This window comes from Streptomyces sp. NPDC005791 (genome assembly GCF_042871485.1).
Lineage (GTDB): Bacteria > Actinomycetota > Actinomycetes > Streptomycetales > Streptomycetaceae > Streptomyces.
Genome location: NZ_JBIAIP010000008.1, coordinates 249,553 through 273,158, shown reverse-complemented (window position 1 = coordinate 273,158; position 23,606 = coordinate 249,553). Strand labels below are relative to the sequence as shown.

Below are 23,606 nucleotides of genomic sequence, written 5' to 3'. Positions count from 1 at the left end.
CGCTTAACATGCAGCATTGAACACGCGGGCATCGATATCACCCAGCCCGACCCCACCAGGTGCGCACAGCAACGGAAGCGGAGCGGACATGTCGCATGTCGAGACCGAGACAGCAGACCAGCCGGAGTGCTGGCGCCGTGCGACGGAGGTCGCCGTCGGCCGGAAGGGCGCGCTGCCCGCCGCCGGTGAGCGCGTCGCCGTCGTCGGCTGCGGGACGTCCTTCTACATGGCGCAGGCGTACGCCTCACTCCGTGAGGCCTCCGGCCAGGGCGAGACGGACGCGTACGCGGCCTCGGAGTTCCCGTTCGGGCGGGCGTACGACCGGGTCGTCGCTCTGACGCGTTCGGGTACGACGACCGAGGTGCTCGGTCTGCTGAACCGGCTGCGGGGTGCCACCCGGACGGTCGCCGTGACCGCCGATCCGCACACCCCCGTGATGGCCGCCGCCGACGACGTGGTCGTCCTCGACTTCGCCGACGAACGGTCCGTGGTCCAGACGAGGTTCGCGACCACCGCGCTGACCCTGCTCCGCGCCCACCTCGGGCTGCACACCGAGGACGTCGTACGGGACGCGGAGACCGCCCTGGCGGAGCCGCTGCCCGAAGGGCTCCTGGACTGCACCCAGTTCAGCTTCCTGGGGCGCGGCTGGACGGTCGGGCTCGCCAACGAGGCGGCGCTCAAGATGAAGGAGGCGTCCCTGTCCTGGACCGAGTCGTACCCGGCGATGGAATACCGCCACGGCCCCATCAGCATCGCCACGGCCGGTACCGCGACCTGGATGTTCGGCGCCGCCCCGGACGGGCTACGGGAACAGGTGCAGGCGACCGGGGCACGCTGGGTGGAGAGCGGCCTGGACCCGCTTGCGGACCTGGTCCGGGTCCAACGGCTGGCGATCGCCCGCGCGGCCGCCCGCGGCCTCGATCCCGACCTTCCGCGCCATCTGACCCGCTCCGTGGTCCTCGACACCGCAGCGGGGTCCTGAAACCGTCAGGGCATGCCGCGTACCGGGCCGACGTCCAGCCCGGTAGGCGGCCCTGGCTGCGGACGCGCGTCAGGCCTCTTCGAAGTACGCGTCCAGCGCCTCGTCGAGCTCCGCCGTCCACGTCTTCAGGTCACCGCGGGCGCCGGCCTCGACCTCCGCGTTGAACCACCGGCGGCTCGACAGGTGGACGGTCACGGTGAACCGGCGCCCGAAGCGGCCGGTCCTGACCTCGACCGCGCCGATCTCGGCCCAGTCGAACTCCGCTTCCTGGTCGTCGAGCCTGAAGCGGACGCCCTCGGCGTCCACCCTGATGGACCCGCGCCGGTCGCTGACCTCGAAGACGGGGCCGTCCCCGCCGTCGGGAGCCGCGTCGGCATCCGGGACGGCGTCGGCGTCCGGGACGGCGTCGGCAGCGGCCTCGGACGCTTCCACCGACTCCTCGGCGGCACCCTCGGCGGGCGCGTCCACGGCCTCGTTCTCCGGGCCGCCCTCGGGCTCCGCCTTCTCCGCTTCCGCCTCCGTCCGCGCGGGGGCAGGGGCCGTCAGGCCGGGGATGTACGCCGGGTCTGTCCCCGCGGCGAACTCGGGCTTGGTCTTCGAATCTATGCGCTGCTCCACGGCGGGCAGTATGGACGACGAACCTGTACGAGACCAGTCAGCCGGCTCGGCGCGGCCTGTCGTCGGCGCGTCGGCCGCCGTCACACGGCTGCACGACCTCCCTGTGAACGGCTGACGGGTGGTACGGGTTCCGCCGAACCCGTACCACCCGTCAGTGCTGTCCCTCCGTCACACGCCCGTACGCCGGCGCCTGTGCCCCGGCGAGGACGGTGAGGACTCAGTAGGCCCCGAAGACGTTGTCGATCGAGCCGTACTTGTCCGCGGCGTAGTTGCACGCGGCCGTGATGTTCGCGACCGGGTCGTAGCTGTCCGTCGACGTACCGGGCACGTGGTAGGCCTCGAAGGTCGGGTCGATGACCTGCAGCAGGCCCTTGGACGGGATACCCGCAGCGGCGTTGGAGTCCCAGTTGTTGATGGCCATCGGGTCACCCGCGGACTCGCGGATGATGTTGCGGTGGATGCCGTCGTAGCTGCCGGGGATGCCGTGCTCGGCCATGACGGCCAGCGACTCCTTGATCCAGCCGTCGAGGTCGTCCGTGTACGCGGCCGGTTCGGCGGCGGGAACGGCTTCGGCGGCGGGCGCGCCCTCCGCGGCGACGGTGGTGCTCGTACGCTCCGAGCGGTCGGCGCGGTCAGCGCTCTCCTCGGCACGGTCGGACGAGGCGGAGGTCTTGGTCTCTGCCTTGTCCGCCGACGTGTTGTCGGCCTCGGCGCCGATGGTCAGCTGAAGACCCGGACGAATCAGGTCGGGATTTCCTCCGACGACCTTCTTGTTGTCCTCGTACAGGGCCTTCCAGCCACCACTCACGGAATGTTCGCGGGCGATCTTGGCAAGGGTGTCACCCACGACCACGGAATAGGTGGCGTTCTCCGACTTCTGCGCGGCAATTGCCTTGCCGGACACCGCAGTAGACGTCGCCACCTTTTCGACGGAGGCCGGCTGGGCCGGGGCGGCGAAGGCACCGGTCGCACCGATCACGGGGAGGGCCAGGGCGGCTCCACCCGTGCTCACGGCAATGATGCCGCGGGTCAGCGAACTGGTCCTGAAACGACGGTGCTTACCGTTTTCGGGCATGCTGCATTCCTCTCCGTCGCCTGCGAAGTGAGCTGTCGGGTTCGGGCTGGAGATGCCCGGCCGCACGCGAATGCGACTTCACCCCGAGCCGCTCCGGAAACCGGATCGGCGCTTACCTGGGTCCCCCGCTCCTGCCGTACGAAGAAGTAGTCGGGTCACCGGGCGGCGGCAGGATTCGGCGTTCCGTCCGGAGTGATGGTGACCGTAGGCGAGAAATAGGGAAAGGAACAAGCCTGGCGCAGTGATCACAATTCATTCGCAAGATCAATTCACCGGAATTCATGTAATCCACCCCACATCGCGTCAACCGTTTCCGTTGGCACAGAAGGGAACCGACTCCCGAACCCCCACGTCCGAGGCCCACGAAGTGACCCTGGTCACCGAGTCCGATTCGGGCGATTTGCTCCCGCCCGAAGGGGTCAGGTCGCATGAAATGGCCTTTTATGGATTACGGGATTATTTTCAAAAAGCAGAGCAAATCGGGCATAAGGCTCACGGGAAGGCTGTCTGGCATACCCGGAGCGCCCGCGTGGAACCGATGCAGCCATGACTGACAACCCGTACACCTCGGTCCCCCGGATCACCGTCCTGCCCGTCCAGCCCGGGGATCCGCCCTTCCGCATCGTGGAGATCGACGGCGAGGTGATCGGCAGTGCGACCGCCATGACCGATGTCCTGCTCGCGGCCGCAGCCGCCGGCATTCCGGTCCATGACCTCGACGACCCGGAGGCCGTGCGATGGGTGGGTGGCGGCAAGCTCAGCTGGAAGCCGCGCTGAGCGGCCGTCCGGTCGCGCCGCGGCAGAGAAATGGCCCGCAACAGCCCGTACGGGGCTGCTGCGGGCCGGGGGTCTCGGGTCAGTCCTGGATCAGGATGGCGAGTGCCGGGCAGACGGCAGCGGCCTGCTGGACGTCGTCGGCCCGGTCCGAGGACGGCGTGGGGTCGAGCAGTACGGCGATGCCGTCGTCGTCCTGGTCGAACACATCGCCGGCGGCGACGACGCACTGTCCGGATGCCACGCACTTGTCCTGGTCGAGGATCACCTTCATGAGGACTCCTTGGTCGTCGGTGTCGCTGCGGAGCGGGCGCGGGGGTGAGAAGTCACCAGGCCACGGGCAGTTCGTGGACGCCGTAGACGGACCCGTCGTGCTTGAACGACAAGGCCTCCAGAGGGGCGTCCAGCCGCAGCGTGGGGATGCGCCGGTAGAGGGTGCTGTAGACGACCTGCAGTTCCATGCGCGCCAGCGGCTGGCCGAGACACTGGTGCACTCCGAAACCGAAGGCCACATGGCGCCGGGCGTCGCGCCGTAGGTCGAGCCGGTCGGGGTCGGCGAAGACCTCGGGGTCACGGTTGCCGATGTCGTTGGGCACGATGATCCCCTCGCCCGCCCTGATGACCTCGCCCGCGATCTCGATGTCCTCCAGGGCCACCCGCCGGCGGCCCGTGTGGGTGATGTTGAGGTAGCGCAGCAGCTCCTCGACGGCGCCGGAGACCACCTTGGGGTCCTCGGTGTCCCGCAGGAGGGCGAGCTGGCCGGGATGTTCGAGCAGGGCGAGGGTCCCCAGAGCGATCATGTTCGCCGTGGTCTCGTGTCCGGCGAGCAGCAGAAGGACGCCCATGTCGGCCGCGTCGCGGCGGGACAGTTCCCCTGCCTCGACGCGGGTACCGAGCCCCGACAGGAGGTCGTCCGCGGGCCGGGCGATCTTGTGGCCCACCAGCTCGTCCAGATATCCGAGCAGGTTGCCGTGGGCGGTGGCCCGTTCCTCCGGAGCCGCGCCGCGGCTGATGATGGTGCTGCTGTTCTCCTGGAAGAAGTCGTGGTCGGTGTACGGCACTCCGAGCAGTTCGCAGATGACGAGCGAGGGGACCGGGAGGGCGAACGCCTGGACGAGGTCGGTCCGCGGGGGGCCGGACAGCATGTCGTCGATCAGTCCGTCCACGATCTTCTGGACGGCTGGGCGCATCGCCTCGACCCGCTTGATCGTGAAAGGGGCCGTCACCATCCGCCGTTGGCGGGCGTGTTCGGGGTCGTCCATGAGGATGAAGCTGAAGCCGGCCCCCTTCACCGGCGCCGAACTGGGGTAGCCGGGCCGGCCGATGTCGGCACTGACCCTCGGGTCGGCGAGGAGGGCGCGCTGGTCGGCGTGACGAGTCACCAGCCAGGGGGTGGTCCCGTCCCACAGACTGACTTTCCTGAGCGACCCCTGTTCCTGCTCGGCCTTCAGGGCGGGCGGAGGGTCGAACGGGCAGCCCGCTGCCCGGGCCATCGGGAATTGCGGAGCCGAGGGCGCGGGCGTCTCTTCGGTGCGTACGGTGCTGGTCAACGCATCCTCACTTCGTCGTGCGGTGGGGGGTGACGTGCCGTCGGCCGCTGTCACGGGGCGGACGGTTCGAGGTACGGGACAAGCCCTCCGATCTCCTGGCGGCGCAGCCGCGCCTGCTTGGGCATGTTCCAGCCGAGGACCCCGGTGACCCTGCCGTCACGTTCGTAGCGGACGACGAACCGTCCGCTCGTGGGATCGCCGTCCACGACGGTCACCCCCGCGTCCGGGCCGAGTCGGCCATGGGCCTGGATCCTGGCCTCGAACTGGTCGGTCCAGAAGTAGGGCACGGGAGTGTAGGGCCGGTCGGCGCCGAGGATGTTGTCCGCGACGGCGAGGGCCTGCTCGGTGGCGTTCGTACGGTTCTCCAGGCGCATGGGGGCGTCGAACAGTTCGTGGTGCCAGGCCGCAACGTCCCCCACGGCGTAGATGCCCTCCGCCGCCCGGCACCGGGAGTCGCAGGCGAGGCCGTTGTCGATACGCAGCCCACTGCCCGTCAGCCATCCGGTGGCGGGCGCGCCCCCTATCGCGACGACGACCACATCGGCGGGGAGCACCTCTTCCGTGTCGAGACGGACTCCGGTCACCCGGCCTCGGGCGACGGTCAGTCCACCGACCGCGTGGCCCAGCCGCAGACGCACGCCGTGCCCGGTGTGCAGCGCGGCGAGCAGGTCCGACACCATGGGACCGAACTGGTCCAGCAGCGGCGCCGGCCGGGGCCCGGCCAGGGTGACGTCGAGCCCCATGGAACGTGCGGTGGCGGCGATCTCGGAGCCCAGTACGCCTTCCCCGACCACGACGAGCCGCCGCGACGTCAGAAGCGTGGCCCGCAGCGCGAGGGCGTCGTCGAGCGTCCGCAGTACATGCACGCCTTCGGCGTCCGGCTGCCCGGGCAGGGTCCTCGGCCGCAGTCCGGTGGCGACGACGACGGCGTCCGCGCTCAGTTCGCGGCCCGACGCGGTGCGTACCGTACGGCTCGCCGGATCGAGGCCGGCCGCCGGGTCGCCGAGGAGGAGTTCGGCGTCCAGGGCCGCCAGCGCTTCGGGCGTACGCAGACGAGCGGTGTCAGGGGTCCTGGTGCCGGCCAGCACCTGCTTGGACAGGGGCGGGCGGTCGTACGGCAGGTGCCGCTCGGCGCCCAGCAGCGTCAGCTCGCCCTGGTAGCCCTTGCGGCGCAGTGCTTCCGCGGTGGTCAGCCCGGCGGCGGACGCGCCGACCACGAGTACGCGGGAAGGGGTCATGGTGGATGCCTCTGTTCTCGGCCCGGCAGCGTGGATGCGGGCGCCGGATCGCGGGTGGGGATCGGCTGGGGCCGATCGGGGTCGGAGAGCCGTCAGCGGCAGGGCGTGACCGGTGCCGCCCAGAGCCCGACGACCGCGTCGATCAGACCGGTGGCGGTGTCGTGCCAGGTCGTGCGGGGCGTGGAGGTGTTCCCGGCGAGGGCGCGTTCGCGCTCCGCGCAGGTGTGGAGGATCAGGTTGCGCGACATGGCGGCCCGCTCGACGTGGACGTCGGCCGGCAGGTCGGGCAGGCACCGGTTCAGCCCTTCGAGGGCCCGTAGCGTCGGCGGGCAGGCGAGGGACTCCTCGGCCACGATGTCCTGCAGCGCCGGGTCGGTCATGACCTGGGAGCAGAACCGTGCGAACCAGCTGGGGCTGCCCAGCGCGGCCAGGTGCTCGGTGGTGGGGCGCACCAGGCAGGCCACCCACTCCCCTACGTCCGTGGAGCCTTCGATGCGGACCAGCAGACGGGCGCGGGCCTCCTCGATCTGCCGGCTGTGCTTCCGGGTGATCGCCCGGACCAGGTCGGCCTTCGTCCCGAAGTGATAGCCGACGGCGGCGTTGTTGCCCTGGCGCGCGGCCTCACTGACCCGGCGGTTGGACACCGCGTAGACGCCGCGCTCGGCGAACAGCCGCTCCGCCGCGTGCAGGATCCGTTCCCTGGTCTCGCTGACCTGCTCGGCCCGCGCCGTCCGTTCCATTCGCCGTCTCCTCGGCCGAAGGCGTCTCGCGGCGTCCAGGCAATCCGCCGTCGACTCGTCGGTCAAGCAGCTGACTTAAAGATGGCCGAGATGCTCGCACTCCCGCCACGGAACGGTTGCCGGAGCCCCGCGGCGCCCCTGTCACCTGCGGCGATCAGCCTGCGGGCGGCGGTGGTCCGGCCCCCGGCGATCGTCGCCCCGGCATGCCCTGTCGGCTCCGGGAGCCAGGGCGCCCGGCTCCGCGCAACCCCGGAATTGGCGCAAAGCCGCTGCGGCGCGCGCCTGCCCGGGGAGCGTCCGGCTCGACACACCGGCATCGCATCCGCGAGGAGAAAAGCGTCTGCGCGTTGTAAGTGCGCGCGTGTTCCTCCTATCGTGTCGCACATGCAGTCCTACACCATCGGCCAGGCAGCTCGTCTCCTCGGCGTGAGCCCGGACACCGCCCGCCGGTGGGCGGACGCCGGCAGGGTCGCGACCCATCGCGACGAGGGCGGGCGCCGTCTCATCAACGGCCGTGACCTGGCCGCCTTCTCGATCGAGGTCGCCCAGGCAGGCCCCGGCGAGGAGGAGGCCCCCTACACCTCCGCGCGCAACGCCTTCCCGGGCATCGTCACCGCGGTGAAGCTCGGAGACGTCGCGGCCCAGGTCGAGATCCAGGCCGGCCCGCACCGCCTCGTCTCGCTCCTCACCCGGGAAGCCGTGGAGGAGCTGGGACTCGAGGTCGGCATGCGGGCCACGGCCCGCGTGAAGTCGACCAACGTCCACATCGACCGCGCCTGACGCGGCAGCCGCCGTCGGCGTGCGGCGCCCTACCGAGGAGCTCCTCCGATGCCCTTCCCCCTCACTCCCACCGGCCGCCGGGCCGGCGCCGCGGTCCTGTCGGCTGCGGCTCTGCTCGCCACCTCGGCCGCGTGCGGCGACGACGGCAGGGACTCCGCGGCATCGGAGACCGGGCTGACCGTGTTGGCCGCCTCCTCGCTGACCGACGTCTTCGCGACCGCGGGTGCCGCGTACGAGAAGGAGCATCCCGGCACGAAGGTGACGTTCTCCTTCGCCGGGTCGCAGGAGCTCGCCGCCCAGGTCGGGCAGGGCGCTCCCGCTGACGCGCTGGTCACCGCCGACACCCGGACGATGGACGGGCTGACGGCGGACACCGGCAAGCCGGTGGTCATCGCGAAGAACCGCCTGGTCATCGCCACCGGCGAGGGAAATCCCGAGAAGGTCCAGAGCCTCACGGATCTCGCCGATCCCGCGCTCAAGGTGGTCCTGGCCGCACCCGAGGTGCCTGTCGGCCGCTACGGCAAGGAGATCCTGGACGCCCGGAGGATCGACGTGAAGCCCGTCTCCCAGGAGCCCAACGTCCGTGCCGTCCTCAGCAAGGTCGCACTCGGGGAGGCCGACGCCGGCCTCGTCTACCGGACGGACGCCGCCACCGCCACCGACAAGGTCGACGCGATCGACATCCCGGACGCACAGAACGCCATCGCGTCCTATCCGGCCGCGACACTGAAGTCGTCCGGGAACAGTGAGGCCGCAGCCGCCTTCGTGTCCTGGCTGTCCATGCCCGAGGCACAGAAGATCCTTCAGGCCGCGGGCTTCCAGAAGCCGTGACCAGGCCGGACCGTAGGGAATCGCGTTGACACCGATCCGCAGCCGCCCGTCCGGCCCCCGCGCCCCGCTCGTGCTGGCGCTTCCTGCCCTGCTCGCCGTCGTGTTCCTGGTGCTGCCGCTGGCCGGCGTCCTGGCGCGGACGTCCTGGGGTGAGCTCGGCGCGCATCTGACGAGTCCCGGCACCACACAGGCCCTGAAGCTGTCGTTGCTCGTCTCCGCCTGGGCTCTCGGGCTGTCGCTCGTGCTGGGAGTGCCGCTGGCCTGGTTGCTGGCCCGCGTCGACTTTCCCGGCAAGGCCCTCGTACGCTCACTCGTCCTGCTGCCGATGGTGCTGCCGCCGACCGTCGGCGGGGTGGCGCTGCTGCTGGCGTTCGGCCGACGGGGGCTCCTCGGGCCCTGGCTGGAAACCACCTTCGGCGTCACCCTGCCGTTCCACACCTCGGGCGCGGTCCTCGCCGCGGCCTTCGTCGCGATGCCGTTCCTCGTCATCAGCCTCGAAGGTGCCCTGGGCGGCCTGCATCCACGCTACGAGGAGACGGCCGCCTCCCTGGGCGCCTCCCCGGTGCGGGTGTTCTTCACCGTGACCCTGCCCATGGTCGCCCCCGGCCTGGCCGCGGGCGCGGCACTGACCTGGGCCCGGGCGCTGGGTGAGTTCGGCGCGACCATCACGTTCGCCGGGAATCTGCCGGGCACCACGCAGACCCTTCCCCTCCAGGTGTATCTGCTGCTCCAGGACTCCCCCGAGGCGGCCACCTCGGTCTCGCTGCTGCTGCTCGCCATCGCCATGGCGGTGCTGGTCGCCCTGCGGGGACGCTGGACCGGCGCGCCCGGCGCCGTCGCTGCCGCGCGCCGCCCCGTCACGACGCCCGATGAGCCCGGTACGGAGCCGCCCGCGGACGGCCCGCCGGCCTCCGCCGCGCCCCCGGCCCCCCGCGAGAGCTGGCCTCTGCACGCCGAGGTCACCGGTTTCACCCGGCTCACCCTCGACGCGGAACCGGGCACGACGATCGCCGTCGTCGGTCCGAACGGTGCGGGCAAGACGACTCTGCTGCGCGCACTCCTCGGGCTGACGCCACGCGCCCACGCCGCACTGCGTCTCGGGGACACCGACACCGGCGGCCTGCCCCCGCACCGGCGGGGCGTGGCGTGGGTCCCGCAGGACGGCGCGCTCTTCCCTCACCTCTCCGCGCTGGCCAACACCGCCTACGGGCTCCGCGCCCACGGGGTCCCGCGCGCCGAGGCCCGGCGCAGCGCCCGGCAGTGGCTCGACCGCCTCGGAGTCGGACACCTCGCCGACCGTGCACCCGCCCAGCTCTCCGGCGGCCAGGCCCAGCGGGTCGCGCTCGCCCGCGCGCTGGCCGCGCGTCCCCGGCTGCTGCTCCTGGACGAGCCGCTCGCCGCCCTCGACCAGACCACCCGCGCCCGGGTACGCCACACCCTGCGCACCCACCTCGACGGCTACGGGGGCGTCTGTCTGATCGTCACGCACGATCCCGTCGAGGCCGTCTCGCTGGCCGACCGCGTCCTCGTACTCGACGAGGGCCGGGCCCTGCAGGACGCACCGCCGGGCGAGGTCACCCGTCATCCGCGCTCCCCGTGGGTCGCTCGGATGCTCGGCCGCAACGCCTGGCCCGGCACGGCCACGGCCGAGGGTCTCCGGCTTTCCGGCGGGGGTCGTCTCGTCGCGGCCGAGCCACTGTCCCCCGGCACTCCCGCCCTCGCGGTCATCGGCCCCGAAGCCGTGTCCGTCCACCGCGAGAGGCCGGGCGGCAGCCCGCGTAACGTCTGGTCGGGTACGGTCCGCGAGATCACCGCCAGCGGCAGCCGGCTGCGTGTCCTGATCTCCTCCGCGGAGGCACCCGATCTCGTCGCGGAGATCACTCCGCAGGCCGCCGCCGAACTGGGTCTGGCGGAAGGGGTGCCCGTCTGGACCGGGGTGAAGGCGACCGAGGCGACCCTCGTCCCGCGATAGTGCCCCTCAGTCCATCAGTCCGGCGGCGAGCGTCGCGCCGAGTTCCCAGCAGGCCTCGGTGTCGGCCTTGCCCGGCTCGCCGGTGACGGTCACGGCGTCGGCCGTACGGCGCCATCGGAGACCCGTGGTGATCGTCTCGATGCCCCGTACGGCGCCGGTGACGTCGTTCCCGCCGTGCACGTAGTAGCCGAAGGGCCGGCCCTTCGTCCCGTCCAGGCACGGGTAGTAGACCGTGTCGAAGAAGTGCTTCAGGGCGCCGGACATGTACCCGAGGTTCGCCGGGGTACCGAGCACATAGCCGTCGGCGGCGAGCACGTCGGACGCCGTCGCGGAGAGCGCCGCCCGTCGCACGACCCGCACGCCTTCGATGTCCTCCGTCGTCGCGCCGGAGACCACCGCTTCGAAGAGGGCCTGGCAGTTGGGCGAGGGCGTGTGATGGACGATCAGCAGAGTGGCCACGCCCGAACCCTGCCGCCCGGGCCCGCCGGACGCAAACCGCGACGCGCCGCGCCGTCGCCGCGCCCCGCCGTCGCCGCGCCCCGCCGTCGCCGCGCCCCGCCGCCGCCGTGCGGCGTCGGGGCACGGGGTGCCGGGCACGGGCACGAGGCACCGGGATCGGCCTCAGGCGGCGGGGCGGAAGCCGCGCAGGCGCAGGCTGTTGCCGACGACGAAGACCGACGAGAAGGCCATGGCCGCTCCGGCGATCATCGGGTTGAGCAGGCCCGCCGCGGCGAGCGGGAGGGCTGCCACGTTGTAGGCGAAGGCCCAGAACAGATTCGAGCGGATCGTGCCCAGTGTCCTGCGGGAGAGCCGGATCGCGTCGGCCGCGACCCGCAGGTCGCCGCGTACGAGGGTCAGGTCTCCGGCCTCGATGGCGGCGTCCGTGCCGGTCCCCATGGACAGGCCGAGGTCCGCCTGGGCGAGTGCGGCGGCGTCGTTGACACCGTCGCCGACCATGGCGACGCTGCGGCCCTCCGCCTGGAGCTTCCTGACGACGTCGGCCTTGTCCTGCGGCATGACCTCGGCGATGACCTCGTCGATACCGACCTCGGCCGCGACGGACGCGGCGACCGCCTTGTTGTCGCCGGTCAGCAGGACGGGTGTCAGCCCGAGAGCACGCAGCCGCCGGACGGCTTCGGCGCTGGTCTCCTTGACCGCGTCGGCGACCTCCAGGACCGCGCGCGCCTCACCGTCCCAGGCCACCGCGATCACGGTCCTGCCGTCCCGCTCGGCCTCGTCCTTGGCGTCCCTGAGCTCTTCGGGAAGCTCGATGGCCCATTCGGCCAGCAGCTTCTCGCGGCCGACGAGGACGGCGTGGCCCTCGACGACGCCCTGGACACCGAGGCCCGGGACATTGACGAAGTCCTCGGGAGTGGGCAGCACGCCGACCTTCCCGGCGGCGCCCTCGGCGACGGCCCGGGCGATGGGGTGCTCGGAGGCGTGTTCCAGGGCCCCCGCGAGCCGCAGCACGTCGGCCTCGTCCGTGGACCCGGCGGTGTGGACCTTCAGCAGCGCCATGCGACCGGTGGTGACGGTGCCCGTCTTGTCGAGAAGGATGGTGTCGACCCGGCGCGTGGTCTCCAGGACCTCCGGCCCCTTGATCAGGATGCCGAGCTGGGCCCCTCGTCCGGTACCGACCAGCAGGGCGGTGGGTGTGGCCAGGCCCAGGGCGCAGGGGCAGGCGATGATCAGTACGGCGACGGCCGCGGTGAAGGCCGCGGTGAGTCCGGCACCCGAGCCGAGCCAGAAGCCGAGTGTCGCGAGCGCCAGGCCGATGACGACCGGCACGAACACCGCGGAGATCCGGTCGGCCAGGCGCTGGGCCGCGGCCTTGCCGCTCTGGGCCTCCTCCACGAGCGCGGCCATACGGGCCAGCTGGGTGTCGGCGCCGACCCTGGTGGCCTCGACGACCAGACGGCCGCCGGCGTTGAGGGTCGCACCCGTGACGGAGTCACCGACGGTGACCTCGACGGGCACCGACTCGCCGGTGAGCATCGAGACGTCGACGGCGGACGCACCCTCGACCACGATCCCGTCCGTGGCGATCTTCTCGCCGGGACGGACCAGGAAGCGGTCCCCGACGCTCAGACCGGCGGTGGGCAGGGTGATCTCACGGCCCTCGCGCAGCACGGTGACTTCCTTGGCGCCCAGCTCCAGGAGCGCCTTGAGCGCGGCGCCCGCCTTGCGCTTGGAGCGGGCCTCGAAGTACCGGCCGGCCAGGATGAAGGCCGTGACACCGGCGGCGGCCTCCAGGTAGATGTTGCCCGCACCGTCGCTGCGGGAGATCGTGAACGCGAAGGGGTGCGTCATGCCCGGCATTCCGGCGGTCCCGAGGAAGAGGGCCCACAGGGACCACAGGAACGCGGCCGACGTACCGACCGAGACCAGGGTGTCCATGGTGGCCGCACCGTGTCTGGCATTGGTCCAGGCCGCGCGGTGGAAGGGCCAGGCCGCGTAGGTGACGACCGGGGCGGCGAGCGTCAGGGAGAGCCACTGCCAGTACTCGAACTGGAGGGCCGGGACCATCGCCATCGCGATGACCGGCGCGGCGAGCAGGGCGGCGGTGAGGAGCCGCTGGCGCAGGGTCCTCAGCTCGACGTCGGCTCGCTCGTCCTCACCCTGGCCGCCGGCGGGCGCACCGGCTTCGCCGGGCTCCGGGCGGGGCGGGGCGGGGCGCTGAGCGGTGTACCCCGTGGCCTCGACGGTGGCGATGAGGTCGTCGACCGAGACGTCGTCGCAGAAGGTGACCCTGGCCTTCTCCGTGGCGTAGTTGACGGTGGCCTCCACGCCCTCCATGCGGTTGAGCTTCTTCTCGATCCGCGCCGCGCACGAGGCACAGGTCATGCCCCCGATGGCGAGCTCGACCCGGGCGGCGCCAGATGTCGTGGGCATCATTTTCCTGCTCCTCGTCCGAACGGCATCCAGTATACCCCTCATGGGTATTCATCTCGACTCCAGGTATACCCCCCACCCGTATGTGGCGCAAGCCCCGGAGAGGCGCGTACACATACCCCCTAAGGGTATACGCTCATGGTGTCGGACCTCGGCCTCGCAGAGACACAGGAGCAGTCATGAACCCCGCCGCGAAGATCACCGCGTTCACCGCCGCGCTCGCCGCGTCCTTCGGCGGCGCCTACGGCGTCGGACTCACCTTCGGCCCCCACCCCGACACCGGCGCCCCCGAGCGCTCCGGCCATCCGGTGAGCGCCGCGCCCCATGCGGACGACGGCCGCACGGACCCTCCCGCCGGGGGGCTCCAGATCTCCGAGGGTGGCTACACGCTCGACCTCAAGACCCCCCGCGTGAAGGCGGAACAGCAGAGCGAGCTGCGCTTCGCCATTCGCGACCGGGCCGGCCGGCAGATCACGGCGTTCCAGCGCGAGCACGACAAGGAACTGCATCTGATCCTCGCCTCACGCGACCTGCGCACCTATCGCCACCTGCATCCCACCCGGGCTGCCGACGGCACGTGGAGCACCCCTGTCGAGCTGCCCGCAGCGGGCGACTACCGGGTCTTCGCCGACTTCACGCCCGCCGGCAAGAACGCCGACGACCTGACCCTGGGCGCGGATCTGGCCGTCTCCGGGACGTACAAGGCGGCGGAACTCCCGAAGCCCGCCCTGACGACCTCGGTCGACGGGTACACGGTCTCCCTGAACGGAAGCCTGCGTCCCGGCACAGCGGAGCGCATCGCCTTCACCGTACGTAAGGACGGCCGGCCCGTCTCCGACCTGCAACCCCATCTGGGCGCGTACGGCCATCTCGTCGCCCTGCGCGCCGGCGATCTCGCCTATCTCCACGTCCATCCCGACGGAGCACCCGGCGACGGCGCCACCGAACCGGGGCCGGACATCTCCTTCACCGCGACGGCGCCCAGCTCCGCCGCCTACCGGCTGTTCCTGGACTTCAAGCACGACGGGGTCGTCCGGACAGCGGCGTTCACCGTCCCGTCCGGAACGGCGATGGGAACTCCTTCCCCCAGCGAGTCCGCGGACGGCTCCTCGGGCGGGCACGGGACCGGCGGCCACGGGCACTGACGAGCCTCAGCTCCAGTTCCTCGCGCGGCGTGCGGCCTGCCGCGCCCCCGTCCCCCGGGTGACGGCGTCCACCGGTGCGGCATGGCCGTCGTCACCGTGATTCGGGTCGTCATCGGAGGGCAGCTCGAGCAGGTCGGTCAGCCCCCGGCGCAGCGCGGACGAACTCGGTGAACAGCGCCGGGAGTACGGGATTGTGGGCCGCCGCGACCACGGCGGCGTGCGGGGCGATGTCCGCGTCGACGAAGGCGGCGTCGTCCGCAGCTCCTGCGGCTCAGCCGGCCGACGCGGCGGGCCGGGCCTCCCGGGCCCCGTCCGGCGCCCTCCCGCCCCGCTCGGACGCCCGGAACGACGCGACCGTGTGCCTGACGAAGCGCCGGATGCCCAGCGTGGTCCGCTCCTTCGGCCAGACCAGCCGCAGAGACACGGCCGGCCCGTCCTCCAGGCGGAGACTGACGGTTCCCTCGGGCGCGCCGATGCCGTCCGGCAGCGATGCCGCGAGCGCGACCGCCTGTCCGAGCCTGACGACTGCCAGCATCTGCAGGCCGTCACTCACCTGAGGCCCCGGCGCGCCGGGCCGTCCGTCCGGCCAGAGGCCCGGGTCGTTGAGCTGGGGCCCCGGGCCCACCCAGTCGAGCACGGGTTCACCGGCGAGATCGGCGACCGTCAAGGTGCCGTTGCCGGCCAGCCGGTGCCGGGCGCCGACCAGCACACTGACGCTTTCGCGGCGCAGCACCACACTGTCCAGCCCCTGCTCACGCAGCGGAGCCCGCCAGAGTGCGAGATCGGCCCGTCCGGAGCGCAGCCGGTCGAGCTGGTCGTCGATCGTGCCGACGGTCATCCGGGCCGGGTGCGGCGGGCCGGCTTCGTTGTACGACCGGATCATCCCGTCCAGCAGCACCGCGTCGCAGCCGGGGCCGGTCACCGTGACCGAGGCCTGCTGCTCGGCCGCCCGGCGTACCCGCGAGGTGACGTTCCCCGCCTGTGCCAGCAGGGACCTGCCCTCTTCGAGCATCGCGTGACCGGCGGCGGTGAGCGTGACGCCCTTCGGGGTACGCAGCAGCAGCGCGGCGCCCATGGTCCTCTCCAGGGCCAGGATCGCCCGGGAGAGTGCGGGCTGCGTCATCGCCAGGCGTTGCGCGGCACGGGTGAAGTTGCCCTCCTCCGCCACGGCGATGAAGTAGTGGACCTGCCGGATCTCCACGTCACCCATGGGGACATCCTGCCACCTGGTGCCATGCCGGTGCGGCATCGGGCCATGCCGGATCGGACCTTCCATGACCGACGCCCAGGCTGTCTGCTGGAGGGACGGACGGAGGGCGGCACCCGCTCGCCGACGGAGCATCGAACGGGAGCACGGCATGACTGAGCACACCCCGAAGGCAGTGGTGACGGCCGGCACCGGCGGCATAGGGCTGGAGACGGCCCTCGGACTGGCACGTCAGGGATGGGACGTCACCCTCGTCGCCCGCGACCAGGTCCGTGGGGAGGCGGCGGTGGCCCGCATCGACGAGGCCGCCGGACGCCGCGCGGGACGGTTCGTCCGCGCGGAACTGGTCTCCCTCGCCGAGACCCGGCGGCTGGGAGAGCGGCTCGCCGGCGAAGGTGCCCTGGACCTGCTGGTGAACAACGTGGGCGGCATGTGGACCGAGCGGTGGGAGAGTCCGGAGGGCATCGAGGCGAGCATCGCCCTCAACCACCTCTCGCCGTACGTCCTCACCGAGGCCCTTCTCGACGCGCTCGCCGCCGCGGCTCCCAGCCGCATCGTGAACGTCACGTCGAGCGCCATAGCCGCGGCGCAGACCGTGTTCGACGACGCCGAACCGCCGGGCCCCCACTACGGTCTGGCCGCCACGGGGCGGGCCAAACTGGCCCACCTCGCACACACGGTGGAGCTCGCCGAGCGTCTCGCACCCAGAGGCATCTCGGTCCTCGCCGCGGATCCCGGCGCCGCCGCGACCGACAACGCCGCACACATGACCATCGACATCCTGCCGCCGGCGCTGCGGCCCCACTGGGAACAGATCCAGCAGGGCGTCTCGGCTCCCGTCACCTCTGCGGCGAGGGGCCCCCTGGCCGCCGCGACCGACCCGGGCCTGGCAGGACGCACCGGCCTGGTGATCGGGCCCGACGGCGCGGTGGACGACACGCTCCTGGCCTTCGTCACACCCGGACTCACCGAGGCGGTGCGCGTGTGGACGAAGGGGCTCATGGTGGCGGCGGACCACGTTTCCTGACGACCCATCAGCACCGGGGGGGCGACCCGGCGGGATCCGGGCCCGCCCGGGGCGCCGGCCATCAACAGGCGGTGCGCGTCCCCGCCACACCGCAGGCGGCGCGCGGGCAGGGACCGGCCCGCGCCTACCGCACCAGGCAGGGCCGCTTGGCGTCGAACGTCCAGCCGGGGACGAGGTACTGCATGGCGTCGGCGTCGTCCCGCGCGCCCAGGGCCTTCTCCAGGTAGAGCTCGTGGGCCGCCAGAAGGCGGTCCATGTCGAGCTCGACACCCAGGCCGGGGGCGTCGGGGACGGCGATCTCGCCGTCGGTGACGCGCGGCGGGCTGACGGTGAGCCGCTCCAGCCCCTCCTGCCAGATCCAGTGCGTGTCCAGGGCGTTGTACTCGCCCGGGGCGGCGGCACCGCAGTGCGTGATCATGGCGAGCGAGATGTCGAAGTGGTTGTTGGAGTGGCACCCCCAGGTCAGGCCCATCGCGTTGCACAACTGGGCCACACGCACCGATCCCTGCATGGTCCAGAAGTGCGGGTCTGCCAGCGGGATGGACACGGACTGCAGGGCCAGGGCGTGGGTCAGTTGCCGCCAGTCGGTGGCGATCATGTTGGTCGCGGTCGGCAGTCCCGTCGCACGGCGGAACTCGGCGAGGACCTCGCGCCCCGAGTAGCCGTCCTCCGCGCCGCAGGGGTCCTCGGCGTAGGCGAGCGTGCCCACCAGGGGCGAGCACAGCTCCACCGCCTCGCGCAGTGACCAGGCGCCGTTGGGGTCCAGGGTGATGCGCGCGGCGGGGAAGCGGTCCTTGAGCGCGCGTACGGCCTTGACCTCTTCCGCGCCCGCGAGGACTCCGCCCTTGAGCTTGAAGTCACGGAAGCCGTAGAGGTCGTGGGCGGCCTCGGCCTGCCGGACGATCGCCTCGGGGGTGAGGGCCTCCTCGTGCCGGACGCGGTACCAGTCGACGTCGGAACCGGGTTCGCGTACGTACTCCAGGTCGGTGCGGCCGGGGTCACCGACGTAGAAGAGGTAGCCCAGCACCCGTACGGAGTCCCGCTGTTGGCCGTCGCCCAGCAGCTCCGCCACCGGTACGTCGAGGTGCTGGCCGAGCAGGTCGAGGAGGGCCGACTCGACGGCGGTGACGGCGTGCACGGTGGTCCGCAGGTCGAAGGTCTGGGCGCCTCGCCCGCCCGCGTCGCGGTCCGCGAACCGGCGCCCGACATCCCGCAGGACGCGCTTGTGGTCGCCCAGCTTCGCTCCGACGACCAGCGACTCGGCATCCCGCAGGGTCCGGGTGATCTTCTCGCCACCGGGCACCTCACCCAGCCCCGTACGTCCTTCGGAGTCCTTGAGGACGACGATGTTGCGGGTGAAGAAGGGGCCGTGGGCGCCGGAGAGGTTCAGCTCCATGCAGTCGCGGCCGGCGACGGGATAGACGGCGAAGTGGGTGATGGTCGGCTGGTTCATGCTCTTCGGTTCCTTGGGTGTGAGAGGCGGGGCTTCAGAGGTTCAGGACGTCGAGGGCCCATTCGGCCGCCAGGACGCCGCCGAGACCGAGGACGGCGAGCACCGTCGTGTAGCCGGTGCGGACCTTGATCGCCTGGATGACCGAAAGGTTGAAGTACTCCTTGAACAGCCAGAACCCCGGGTCGTTGACGTGGGAGAAGGCGATCGATCCGCAGGAGACGGCGAGCACCATCATCTCGGGGTGGACACCGCTTCCCGCCAGGAGCGGCAGCACCACACCGGAGGCGGTGACCACGGCGACGGTGGCGGAGCCGAGCGCGATGCGGAGGATGGCGGCGATGAGCCAGGCCAGGATGATCGGCGAGACCGCCCAGTGCTCGGTGATGTCCTTGATGTAGTCGGATATCCCGCCTTCGACGAGGACGTTCTTGAAGGCGCCGCCCGCCCCGATGACCAGGAGGATCATCGCCATCGCCTTGGCCGCCGAGGTGCAGGAGGCGCTGACGTCGGCCAGGCTGCGGCCGATCCGGGGGCCGAACGCCCAGGCCGCCAGGAGGAGGGCGAGCAGGAGCGCGATCGGTGCCGACCCGATGAAGGCGACCGCGTGCAGGAACGGGCTCTCGCCGGACGTGAGCATGTCGGTCACGGCCGCACCCGCGATCAGGACCACCGGGAAGAGGGCCACGAAGAGCGACCAGCCCATGCCGGGCATCTCCTCGTCGGTGAACTCGCGCTCGCTGACCAGGCCCGTGGGTATGGAGGGGTTCATCGCCTTGACGAACGGCAGGCGCGGCCAGAGGAGCGCGATGAGCGCACCGGCCGGTACGGCGATGAAGAGGCCGTAGAAGAGGGTGTGGCCGACGGACGCGTGGAAGGTCGCGGCCACGGCGGTGGGTCCGGGATGCGGCGGCAGGAAGCTGTGCATCGTGGACAGGGAGATCGACATCGGCAGGCCGACCCAGAGCAGGTTCACCCCGGTGACGCGGACGAGCGTGAACGCGATGGGCACGATGATGATGAAGGCGACCTCGTAGAACATGGTCACGCCGATGAGCATGGACGTGACCACCATGGCCAGCTGGACCCCGCGCGGCCCGAAGGCGTCGAGCAGCTTGCCCGCGATCCGCTGAGCCGCTCCGGAGTCGCCCATGACCCGGCCGACCATGGCGCCGAGGCCGATGGTGAGCATGGTGTCGCCGATCTGGTCCCCGATGCCCGCGGAGAGGACATCGGGGATCTCGATCGCCGGGATCCCCTGGACGAGGGCCACACCGACCGCCACGAGCAGGAGGGCGGCGAAGCCGTTGAGTTTCATGCGGGTCATCAGGAGCAGCAGCACCAGAACGCTGATCCCGACCACGAGGAGCGGCATGTCAGTTCCCCTTTGAACTGTCGGACTGTGGGGGTGGGTTGGGGCTGTGGGGGGGGTGAGGTCGTGGGGGCGTGGGGGCGAACCGCCGGCCTGCCTCGGCCGAGCGGTGGGGGCACGGTTCAGGCGGTACGGCGGCGGGTGGCGCCGACCAGGTCCAGCCCGGCGTCGAGGACCTTCTCCAGGTCGGCGAGGTCGGCCGGGCCGGGGTCGGTGAGCGGGGCGCGTACGGGGCCCACCGGCAGTCCGCGCAGCCGGGCCGCGGCCTTGACCAGGGACACGGCGTAGCCGGGGACCCGGTCACGCAGCTCGACCAACGGGACGTAGAAGTCGCGCAGCAGCTTCTGTGTCACCACGTCGTCGCCGGCCCGCAGGGCGGTGAAGAACGCGTCGGCGATCTCGGGCGCGAACGCGTGGACGGCCGAGGAGTAGGCGGGGACGCCGACGGTGGCGTAGGCGCGCGCCTGGATCTCGGCGGTCGCCGCACCGTTGAAGAAGAGGAAGTCGTCCGGTGCGGCGAGGGTGAGGCGCTGGAGCCGGTCGAGGTCGCTGTGCCCGTCCTTGAGGCCGATGACGGTGGGGATGCCGGCGATCCGCCGCACGCTCCCGGCGGTGAAGGTGACCTGGCCGCGCTGGTACGCGATCAGCGGCAGCCGGGTGCCGGCCGCGATTCGGCTCAACTGCTCGACCAGACCGTCCTGCGGGGCCGCGACCAGGTAGTGGGGCATGACCAGCAGGGCGTCGGCTCCCGCCTCCTCCGCGATGCGGGCGAAGCGAAGCGCCTGCGCCCAGCCGTATCCCGTACCCGCCACCACGGGCAGCCGGCCGTCGGCGGCCTCGACCGCGGCCCGGACGACCGCGCGGTACTCGTCCTCGTCCAACGCGCCGAACTCGCCCGTCCCGCAGGCAGGGAACAAGGCGCCGGGGGCGGTGGCCACCTGGGCGGCCAGATACGCCCGGTACGAGTCCAGGTCGAGGCTGCCGTCGTCCCGGAAGCTGGTGAGGGGGAAGGACAGCACCCCGCTCACCATGCCCTCCCGCAGCCGCTGGGTGACGTCGTCGGCGTCCGTACTGAACCGCTCCACAGAACTCATCCCCATATGCAGATGGCGTATACGTATGAGAACGGAGGCTAGGCGGGTGAACACAGCGGGGTCAATGGGTGCGACAGCGCGGATTTAAGATGAGGAACATGCCGGAGAACAGCGGGGTCCGTGGGGTGAAGTCGGCGTCCCGCACGGTCGCGCTGCTCGAGCTCCTCGCCGCCCGGGGCGACCGTCCGGCCCGCCTGGACGAACTCGCCGAGGAACTGGGCGTGCCGCGCAGCAGCATGTACCAACTCCTGCGGACCCTCATCGACTGCGGCTGGGTGCGTACGGACACGACGGGCTCGCTCTACGGCATCGGCATCCGTGCCCTGCACACGGGGACGAGTTATCTCGACAGCGATCCTCATGTGCGCGCCGCGCGCCCCTACCTGGACGAGGCCTCGGACGCACTCGGCGAGACGATCCACCTGGCCCGACTCGACGGCCCCAACGTCGTCTACCTCGCGACACGCGAGTCGCACGAGTACCCGCGCACCATCAGCCGGGTCGGCCGCCGGATCCCGGCACATGCCGGAGCACTCGGCAAGGCGCTGCTCGCCGAGCGCTCGGACTATCAACTACCCCTCCCCGAGGGGCCGTTGGAACCCCGCACAAAGAACACGCACGTCGAGCGCGCCACACTGCTCACCGACCTCGCCGGTGTGCGGGATCGCGGTTACTCCATCGACCGCGAGGAGACGGTGACGGGCATCGCCGGCTTCGGCTTCGCCCTGCGGTACGACTCACCGGCCGTCGACGCCATCAGCTGCTCGGTGCCGGTGGCGCGGCTCAGCGAGGAGCACGAGGCCCGGGTGGTGGCGGTCATGCGGGAGATCCGGACGAAGATCGAGAGCGTCCTGTCCCCCGCCTCGGGCGCCCCCGACTGGCGCTGACCACCGGCCAGGCGCCCATGGAATGCGGCCGGTCACGGTCAGTTGTCGCGGCGCCCCGGACGCGGGCAGCGGATCGGGTTCGCCGGCAGGTGGTGCAGGCTGCCCCGGGCTCAGCCATCACCCTCCCCCACGAGCGACCCGGCCCGGCTTCTGCCGTGACGGAACGGGGGCCGTCGCGTTCGGCGGCCCCCGTTCCGAACGTGCGGCAGCGACGCCGGGGTCCCGGCGTCGCTGCCTCATGCGTGGATGGCCGCCCCGGAGGATTCCGGGACGACACGCGGTCCCGGGTAGGGCCGGGACCGCGTGACTATCCGGCGTACGTCTCGAACTCGGCGACCTTCGGCGTCCCGGTCGCACCGGTGATCTGAAGCGTGATCTTCTTCAGCGAGGTCTGCGGCACCGCGATGACGCCCGCCCCGCTGCCGGAGGTCAGGACGGCACCGGTGTCGCCGTTGAGGATCCTCCAGGATCCGATGCTGCCGGCGGAGCCGGACGCCTCACGGACGTTGATCTTGGAGACGGAGGTGGCGGTGCCCCACTTGACCGAGACGGAACCCGTCGAGCCGGCCGGCGACCAGTAGGTGCTCATGTCACCGTCCCGCACGTTGCCGTAGCTCGTGCCACTGGCCTTGCTGGAGCCGTCGGCACCCGCGCCGATGCTGAGGTTGGAGCCGGTGGGCGGGTCGGTCGGGTCCGGCGTCGGGTCCGTCGGGTCCGGCGTCGGGTCCGTCGGGTCCGGTGTCGGGTCGGTGGGGTCCGGCGTCTGCGGAGAGCAGTTGCCGTCCGACACCTTCAGCCCCTTGTTGGCCCCCGCCGTCTCGGCCACGATCCCCGGCACACAGCTCGCACCGTCGAGCTTGAAGGAGTAGGGGATGCTGACAGTGGTGTTGGACGTCGGGTTCGGCCCCGCGGGCTGGTTGTCGCCGCTACGGGCCGACCAGGTCACGTTGTCGAAGGTGTTCCCGCTGACCTGCCAATAGCCGGCCGCGTCGGTGTAGAACGTGCCCAGGACGTCCTTGGAGTCCTTGAAGTAGTTGTTGTCCACCTTGGCCTTGGCGCCGGCCCGGGAGTTGATGCCGGACTCGTTGAGCTTCACGTAGTAGTTGTTGTAGATGTGCGCGATGCCGCCCCGCAGCAGAGGTGCGCGCGAGTCGAGGTTCTCGTACAGGTTGTGGTGGAAGGTGACGTAGCCGTTCGAGACGTCGGACTCGCTGGACCCGATGAGGCCACCGCGGCCGGAGTTGCGCAGGGTGCTGTAGGACAGCGTGACGTACTGGGTGTTGTCCTTCATGTCGAAGAGGCCGTCGTATCCCTCCGACTCACCGCCCGACGCCTCCAGGGTCGTGTGGTCGACCCAGACGTTGCGGACGTCGCTCTCCATGCTGATGGCGTCACCGCCGTTGGAGGTGGGCGAGCCGGACTTCTTGACGTTCTTGACCGTCACGTTCTGGATGATGATGTTGCTGGACTGCCGGATGTGGATGCCCAGCTGGTCGAAGACCGCCCCGCTGCCGACGCCGACGAGCGTGACGTTGCTGATCTGCTTGAGCTCGATCACACCGGCGGCCGTGTTGCAGCTCTCGCCCGACACCTTCGCGGTGTTGCCGTGGTTGATCGTGCCCTCGACCTCGATGGTGATCGGGGTACTGCTGCTGGCCCGCCCGCACAGAGCCGCGTGGATCGCGGTGCCCGTGGTGGCCCGCACCGTCTTCCCGCCGGCACCACCGGTGGTCCCGCCGTTCTGGGTGGCGAAGCCGGTGGCACTGCCGGTCACCGCAGCGGACGCCTCGGGCATCGACATCACGACACCGGTCACGGCCGCCACGGCCATCGTGGCCAGCGCGGCGTTGAGTCGCAGGGCGACTGGTCGTCTCATCTTCGTGTCCCCATTCGTCTTCACATGCTGTGTTGCTGCTCCATGCCGCGGTCGCAACGGCGAACCGGCGGAGCTGAGGGCATGACACCGCACAGC

At 71.4% G+C, this 23,606-nt stretch carries 21 protein-coding genes and 1 riboswitch; of the genes, 8 read left to right on the top strand and 13 right to left on the bottom strand.

Annotated elements, in window-relative coordinates:
- Positions 1 to 88 precede the first annotated feature (88 nt).
- Positions 89 to 982: an SIS domain-containing protein gene (locus ACFYSH_RS18095; protein ID WP_388753527.1), complete on the top strand. Its 894-nt coding sequence runs from the start codon at positions 89 to 91 to the stop codon at positions 980 to 982.
- A 69-nt stretch (positions 983 to 1,051) separates the two neighbouring features.
- On the opposite strand, the gene ACFYSH_RS18090 is transcribed toward ACFYSH_RS18095, so the two are convergent.
- Together ACFYSH_RS18090 and ACFYSH_RS18085 are read right to left on the bottom strand one after the other, a co-directional pair.
- Positions 1,052 to 1,600: a hypothetical protein gene (locus tag ACFYSH_RS18090; protein ID WP_359475170.1), complete on the bottom strand. Its 549-nt coding sequence runs from the start codon at positions 1,598 to 1,600 to the stop codon at positions 1,052 to 1,054.
- Between the two features lie 217 nt (positions 1,601 to 1,817).
- On the bottom strand, positions 1,818 to 2,675 hold the full coding sequence (locus ACFYSH_RS18085; protein ID WP_359475167.1) for a transglycosylase SLT domain-containing protein: 858 nt from the start codon (positions 2,673 to 2,675) through the stop codon (positions 1,818 to 1,820).
- 4 nt (positions 2,676 to 2,679) lie between these two features.
- Positions 2,680 to 2,866: riboswitch (cyclic di-AMP (ydaO/yuaA leader) on the bottom strand.
- A gap of 355 nt (positions 2,867 to 3,221) precedes the next feature.
- Here ACFYSH_RS18085 and ACFYSH_RS18080 point away from each other — a divergent pair.
- Positions 3,222 to 3,452: a hypothetical protein gene (locus tag ACFYSH_RS18080; RefSeq protein ID WP_359475164.1), complete on the top strand. Its 231-nt coding sequence runs from the start codon at positions 3,222 to 3,224 to the stop codon at positions 3,450 to 3,452.
- Positions 3,453 to 3,531: 79 nt separating this feature from the next.
- Here ACFYSH_RS18080 and ACFYSH_RS18075 read toward each other — a convergent pair whose 3' ends face one another.
- The 4 genes from ACFYSH_RS18075 to ACFYSH_RS18060 form a co-directional block, all read right to left on the bottom strand.
- Positions 3,532 to 3,723 carry a ferredoxin gene (locus tag ACFYSH_RS18075; protein WP_359475161.1) on the bottom strand — a complete coding sequence of 64 codons (192 nt, stop codon included), beginning with the start codon at positions 3,721 to 3,723 and terminating at the stop codon, positions 3,532 to 3,534.
- A 52-nt stretch (positions 3,724 to 3,775) separates the two neighbouring features.
- The gene (locus tag ACFYSH_RS18070; RefSeq protein WP_388753523.1) at positions 3,776 to 4,999 is read right to left on the bottom strand and encodes a cytochrome P450; all 1,224 of its coding nucleotides are present in this window, start codon (positions 4,997 to 4,999) and stop codon (positions 3,776 to 3,778) included.
- Positions 5,000 to 5,049: 50 nt separating this feature from the next.
- Positions 5,050 to 6,237 (bottom strand): NAD(P)/FAD-dependent oxidoreductase, encoded by a 1,188-nt coding sequence (locus ACFYSH_RS18065; RefSeq protein WP_388753520.1) that lies wholly within the window; start codon positions 6,235 to 6,237, stop codon positions 5,050 to 5,052.
- A gap of 92 nt (positions 6,238 to 6,329) precedes the next feature.
- On the bottom strand, positions 6,330 to 6,977 hold the full coding sequence (locus tag ACFYSH_RS18060; RefSeq protein WP_359475152.1) for a TetR family transcriptional regulator: 648 nt from the start codon (positions 6,975 to 6,977) through the stop codon (positions 6,330 to 6,332).
- 384 nt (positions 6,978 to 7,361) lie between these two features.
- Here ACFYSH_RS18060 and ACFYSH_RS18055 point away from each other — a divergent pair, with 384 nt between their 5' ends.
- The 3 genes from ACFYSH_RS18055 to ACFYSH_RS18045 are packed head-to-tail and all read left to right on the top strand — an operon-like array spanning position 7,362 to position 10,560.
- Positions 7,362 to 7,757, top strand: a complete 396-nt coding sequence (locus tag ACFYSH_RS18055; RefSeq protein WP_359475149.1) for a helix-turn-helix transcriptional regulator — start codon at positions 7,362 to 7,364, stop codon at positions 7,755 to 7,757.
- Positions 7,758 to 7,805: 48 nt separating this feature from the next.
- Complete coding sequence (gene modA, locus ACFYSH_RS18050) at positions 7,806 to 8,588, top strand: molybdate ABC transporter substrate-binding protein (RefSeq protein ID WP_388753516.1); 783 nt, start codon at positions 7,806 to 7,808, stop codon at positions 8,586 to 8,588.
- A gap of 25 nt (positions 8,589 to 8,613) precedes the next feature.
- Entirely contained in the window at positions 8,614 to 10,560 is a 1,947-nt protein-coding gene (locus tag ACFYSH_RS18045; RefSeq protein ID WP_388753513.1) for an ABC transporter permease, read from the top strand.
- A gap of 6 nt (positions 10,561 to 10,566) precedes the next feature.
- Here the strand turns inward: ACFYSH_RS18045 and ACFYSH_RS18040 are convergent, their stop codons facing one another.
- Together ACFYSH_RS18040 and ACFYSH_RS18035 are read right to left on the bottom strand one after the other, a co-directional pair.
- A complete protein-coding gene (locus tag ACFYSH_RS18040) occupies positions 10,567 to 11,019 on the bottom strand; it encodes an NAD(P)H-dependent oxidoreductase (RefSeq protein WP_359475140.1) in 453 nt (150 codons plus the stop codon).
- Positions 11,020 to 11,181: 162 nt separating this feature from the next.
- Positions 11,182 to 13,455 carry a heavy metal translocating P-type ATPase gene (locus ACFYSH_RS18035; protein ID WP_388753510.1) on the bottom strand — a complete coding sequence of 758 codons (2,274 nt, stop codon included), beginning with the start codon at positions 13,453 to 13,455 and terminating at the stop codon, positions 11,182 to 11,184.
- A gap of 176 nt (positions 13,456 to 13,631) precedes the next feature.
- On the opposite strand from ACFYSH_RS18035, the gene ACFYSH_RS18030 reads away from it, so the two are divergent.
- Complete coding sequence (locus ACFYSH_RS18030) at positions 13,632 to 14,597, top strand: hypothetical protein (protein ID WP_359475134.1); 966 nt, start codon at positions 13,632 to 13,634, stop codon at positions 14,595 to 14,597.
- 271 nt (positions 14,598 to 14,868) lie between these two features.
- On the opposite strand, the gene ACFYSH_RS18025 is transcribed toward ACFYSH_RS18030, so the two are convergent.
- Positions 14,869 to 15,807, bottom strand: coding sequence for a LysR family transcriptional regulator (locus ACFYSH_RS18025; protein WP_359475131.1), 939 nt, complete (start codon positions 15,805 to 15,807; stop codon positions 14,869 to 14,871).
- A gap of 148 nt (positions 15,808 to 15,955) precedes the next feature.
- Between ACFYSH_RS18025 and ACFYSH_RS18020 the strand changes: the two genes are divergently transcribed.
- Positions 15,956 to 16,831 (top strand): SDR family NAD(P)-dependent oxidoreductase, encoded by an 876-nt coding sequence (locus ACFYSH_RS18020; protein ID WP_359475128.1) that lies wholly within the window; start codon positions 15,956 to 15,958, stop codon positions 16,829 to 16,831.
- Positions 16,832 to 16,955: 124 nt separating this feature from the next.
- Here the strand turns inward: ACFYSH_RS18020 and ACFYSH_RS18015 are convergent, their stop codons facing one another.
- The 3 genes from ACFYSH_RS18015 to ACFYSH_RS18005 form a co-directional block, all read right to left on the bottom strand.
- Complete coding sequence (locus ACFYSH_RS18015) at positions 16,956 to 18,284, bottom strand: enolase C-terminal domain-like protein (RefSeq protein WP_359475125.1); 1,329 nt, start codon at positions 18,282 to 18,284, stop codon at positions 16,956 to 16,958.
- A 34-nt stretch (positions 18,285 to 18,318) separates the two neighbouring features.
- On the bottom strand, positions 18,319 to 19,656 hold the full coding sequence (locus ACFYSH_RS18010) for a gluconate:H+ symporter (protein WP_359475122.1): 1,338 nt from the start codon (positions 19,654 to 19,656) through the stop codon (positions 18,319 to 18,321).
- Between the two features lie 119 nt (positions 19,657 to 19,775).
- The gene (locus ACFYSH_RS18005; protein WP_359475120.1) at positions 19,776 to 20,747 is read right to left on the bottom strand and encodes a 5-dehydro-4-deoxyglucarate dehydratase; all 972 of its coding nucleotides are present in this window, start codon (positions 20,745 to 20,747) and stop codon (positions 19,776 to 19,778) included.
- Positions 20,748 to 20,845: 98 nt separating this feature from the next.
- Here ACFYSH_RS18005 and ACFYSH_RS18000 point away from each other — a divergent pair, with 98 nt between their 5' ends.
- On the top strand, positions 20,846 to 21,634 hold the full coding sequence (locus ACFYSH_RS18000; protein ID WP_359475117.1) for an IclR family transcriptional regulator: 789 nt from the start codon (positions 20,846 to 20,848) through the stop codon (positions 21,632 to 21,634).
- Positions 21,635 to 21,941: 307 nt separating this feature from the next.
- Here the strand turns inward: ACFYSH_RS18000 and ACFYSH_RS17995 are convergent, their stop codons facing one another.
- Positions 21,942 to 23,510, bottom strand: coding sequence for a polysaccharide lyase family 1 protein (locus ACFYSH_RS17995; RefSeq protein WP_359475114.1), 1,569 nt, complete (start codon positions 23,508 to 23,510; stop codon positions 21,942 to 21,944).
- Positions 23,511 to 23,606 lie beyond the last annotated feature (96 nt).

Coding starts and splice junctions, on each gene's coding strand:
- ACFYSH_RS18010 (WP_359475122.1), bottom strand. CDS start 19,656: ATGCCGCTCCTCGTGGTCGGGATCAGCGTTCTGGTGCTGCTGCTCCTG.
- ACFYSH_RS18055 (WP_359475149.1), top strand. CDS start 7,362: ATGCAGTCCTACACCATCGGCCAGGCAGCTCGTCTCCTCGGCGTGAGC.
- ACFYSH_RS18095 (WP_388753527.1), top strand. CDS start 89: ATGTCGCATGTCGAGACCGAGACAGCAGACCAGCCGGAGTGCTGGCGC.
- ACFYSH_RS18080 (WP_359475164.1), top strand. CDS start 3,222: ATGACTGACAACCCGTACACCTCGGTCCCCCGGATCACCGTCCTGCCC.
- ACFYSH_RS18035 (WP_388753510.1), bottom strand. CDS start 13,455: ATGATGCCCACGACATCTGGCGCCGCCCGGGTCGAGCTCGCCATCGGG.
- ACFYSH_RS18085 (WP_359475167.1), bottom strand. CDS start 2,675: ATGCCCGAAAACGGTAAGCACCGTCGTTTCAGGACCAGTTCGCTGACC.
- ACFYSH_RS18015 (WP_359475125.1), bottom strand. CDS start 18,284: ATGAACCAGCCGACCATCACCCACTTCGCCGTCTATCCCGTCGCCGGC.
- ACFYSH_RS17995 (WP_359475114.1), bottom strand. CDS start 23,510: ATGAGACGACCAGTCGCCCTGCGACTCAACGCCGCGCTGGCCACGATG.
- ACFYSH_RS18005 (WP_359475120.1), bottom strand. CDS start 20,747: ATGAGTTCTGTGGAGCGGTTCAGTACGGACGCCGACGACGTCACCCAG.
- ACFYSH_RS18075 (WP_359475161.1), bottom strand. CDS start 3,723: ATGAAGGTGATCCTCGACCAGGACAAGTGCGTGGCATCCGGACAGTGC.
- modA (WP_388753516.1), top strand. CDS start 7,806: ATGCCCTTCCCCCTCACTCCCACCGGCCGCCGGGCCGGCGCCGCGGTC.
- ACFYSH_RS18065 (WP_388753520.1), bottom strand. CDS start 6,237: ATGACCCCTTCCCGCGTACTCGTGGTCGGCGCGTCCGCCGCCGGGCTG.
- ACFYSH_RS18020 (WP_359475128.1), top strand. CDS start 15,956: ATGACTGAGCACACCCCGAAGGCAGTGGTGACGGCCGGCACCGGCGGC.
- ACFYSH_RS18000 (WP_359475117.1), top strand. CDS start 20,846: ATGCCGGAGAACAGCGGGGTCCGTGGGGTGAAGTCGGCGTCCCGCACG.
- ACFYSH_RS18030 (WP_359475134.1), top strand. CDS start 13,632: ATGAACCCCGCCGCGAAGATCACCGCGTTCACCGCCGCGCTCGCCGCG.
- ACFYSH_RS18060 (WP_359475152.1), bottom strand. CDS start 6,977: ATGGAACGGACGGCGCGGGCCGAGCAGGTCAGCGAGACCAGGGAACGG.
- ACFYSH_RS18025 (WP_359475131.1), bottom strand. CDS start 15,807: ATGGGTGACGTGGAGATCCGGCAGGTCCACTACTTCATCGCCGTGGCG.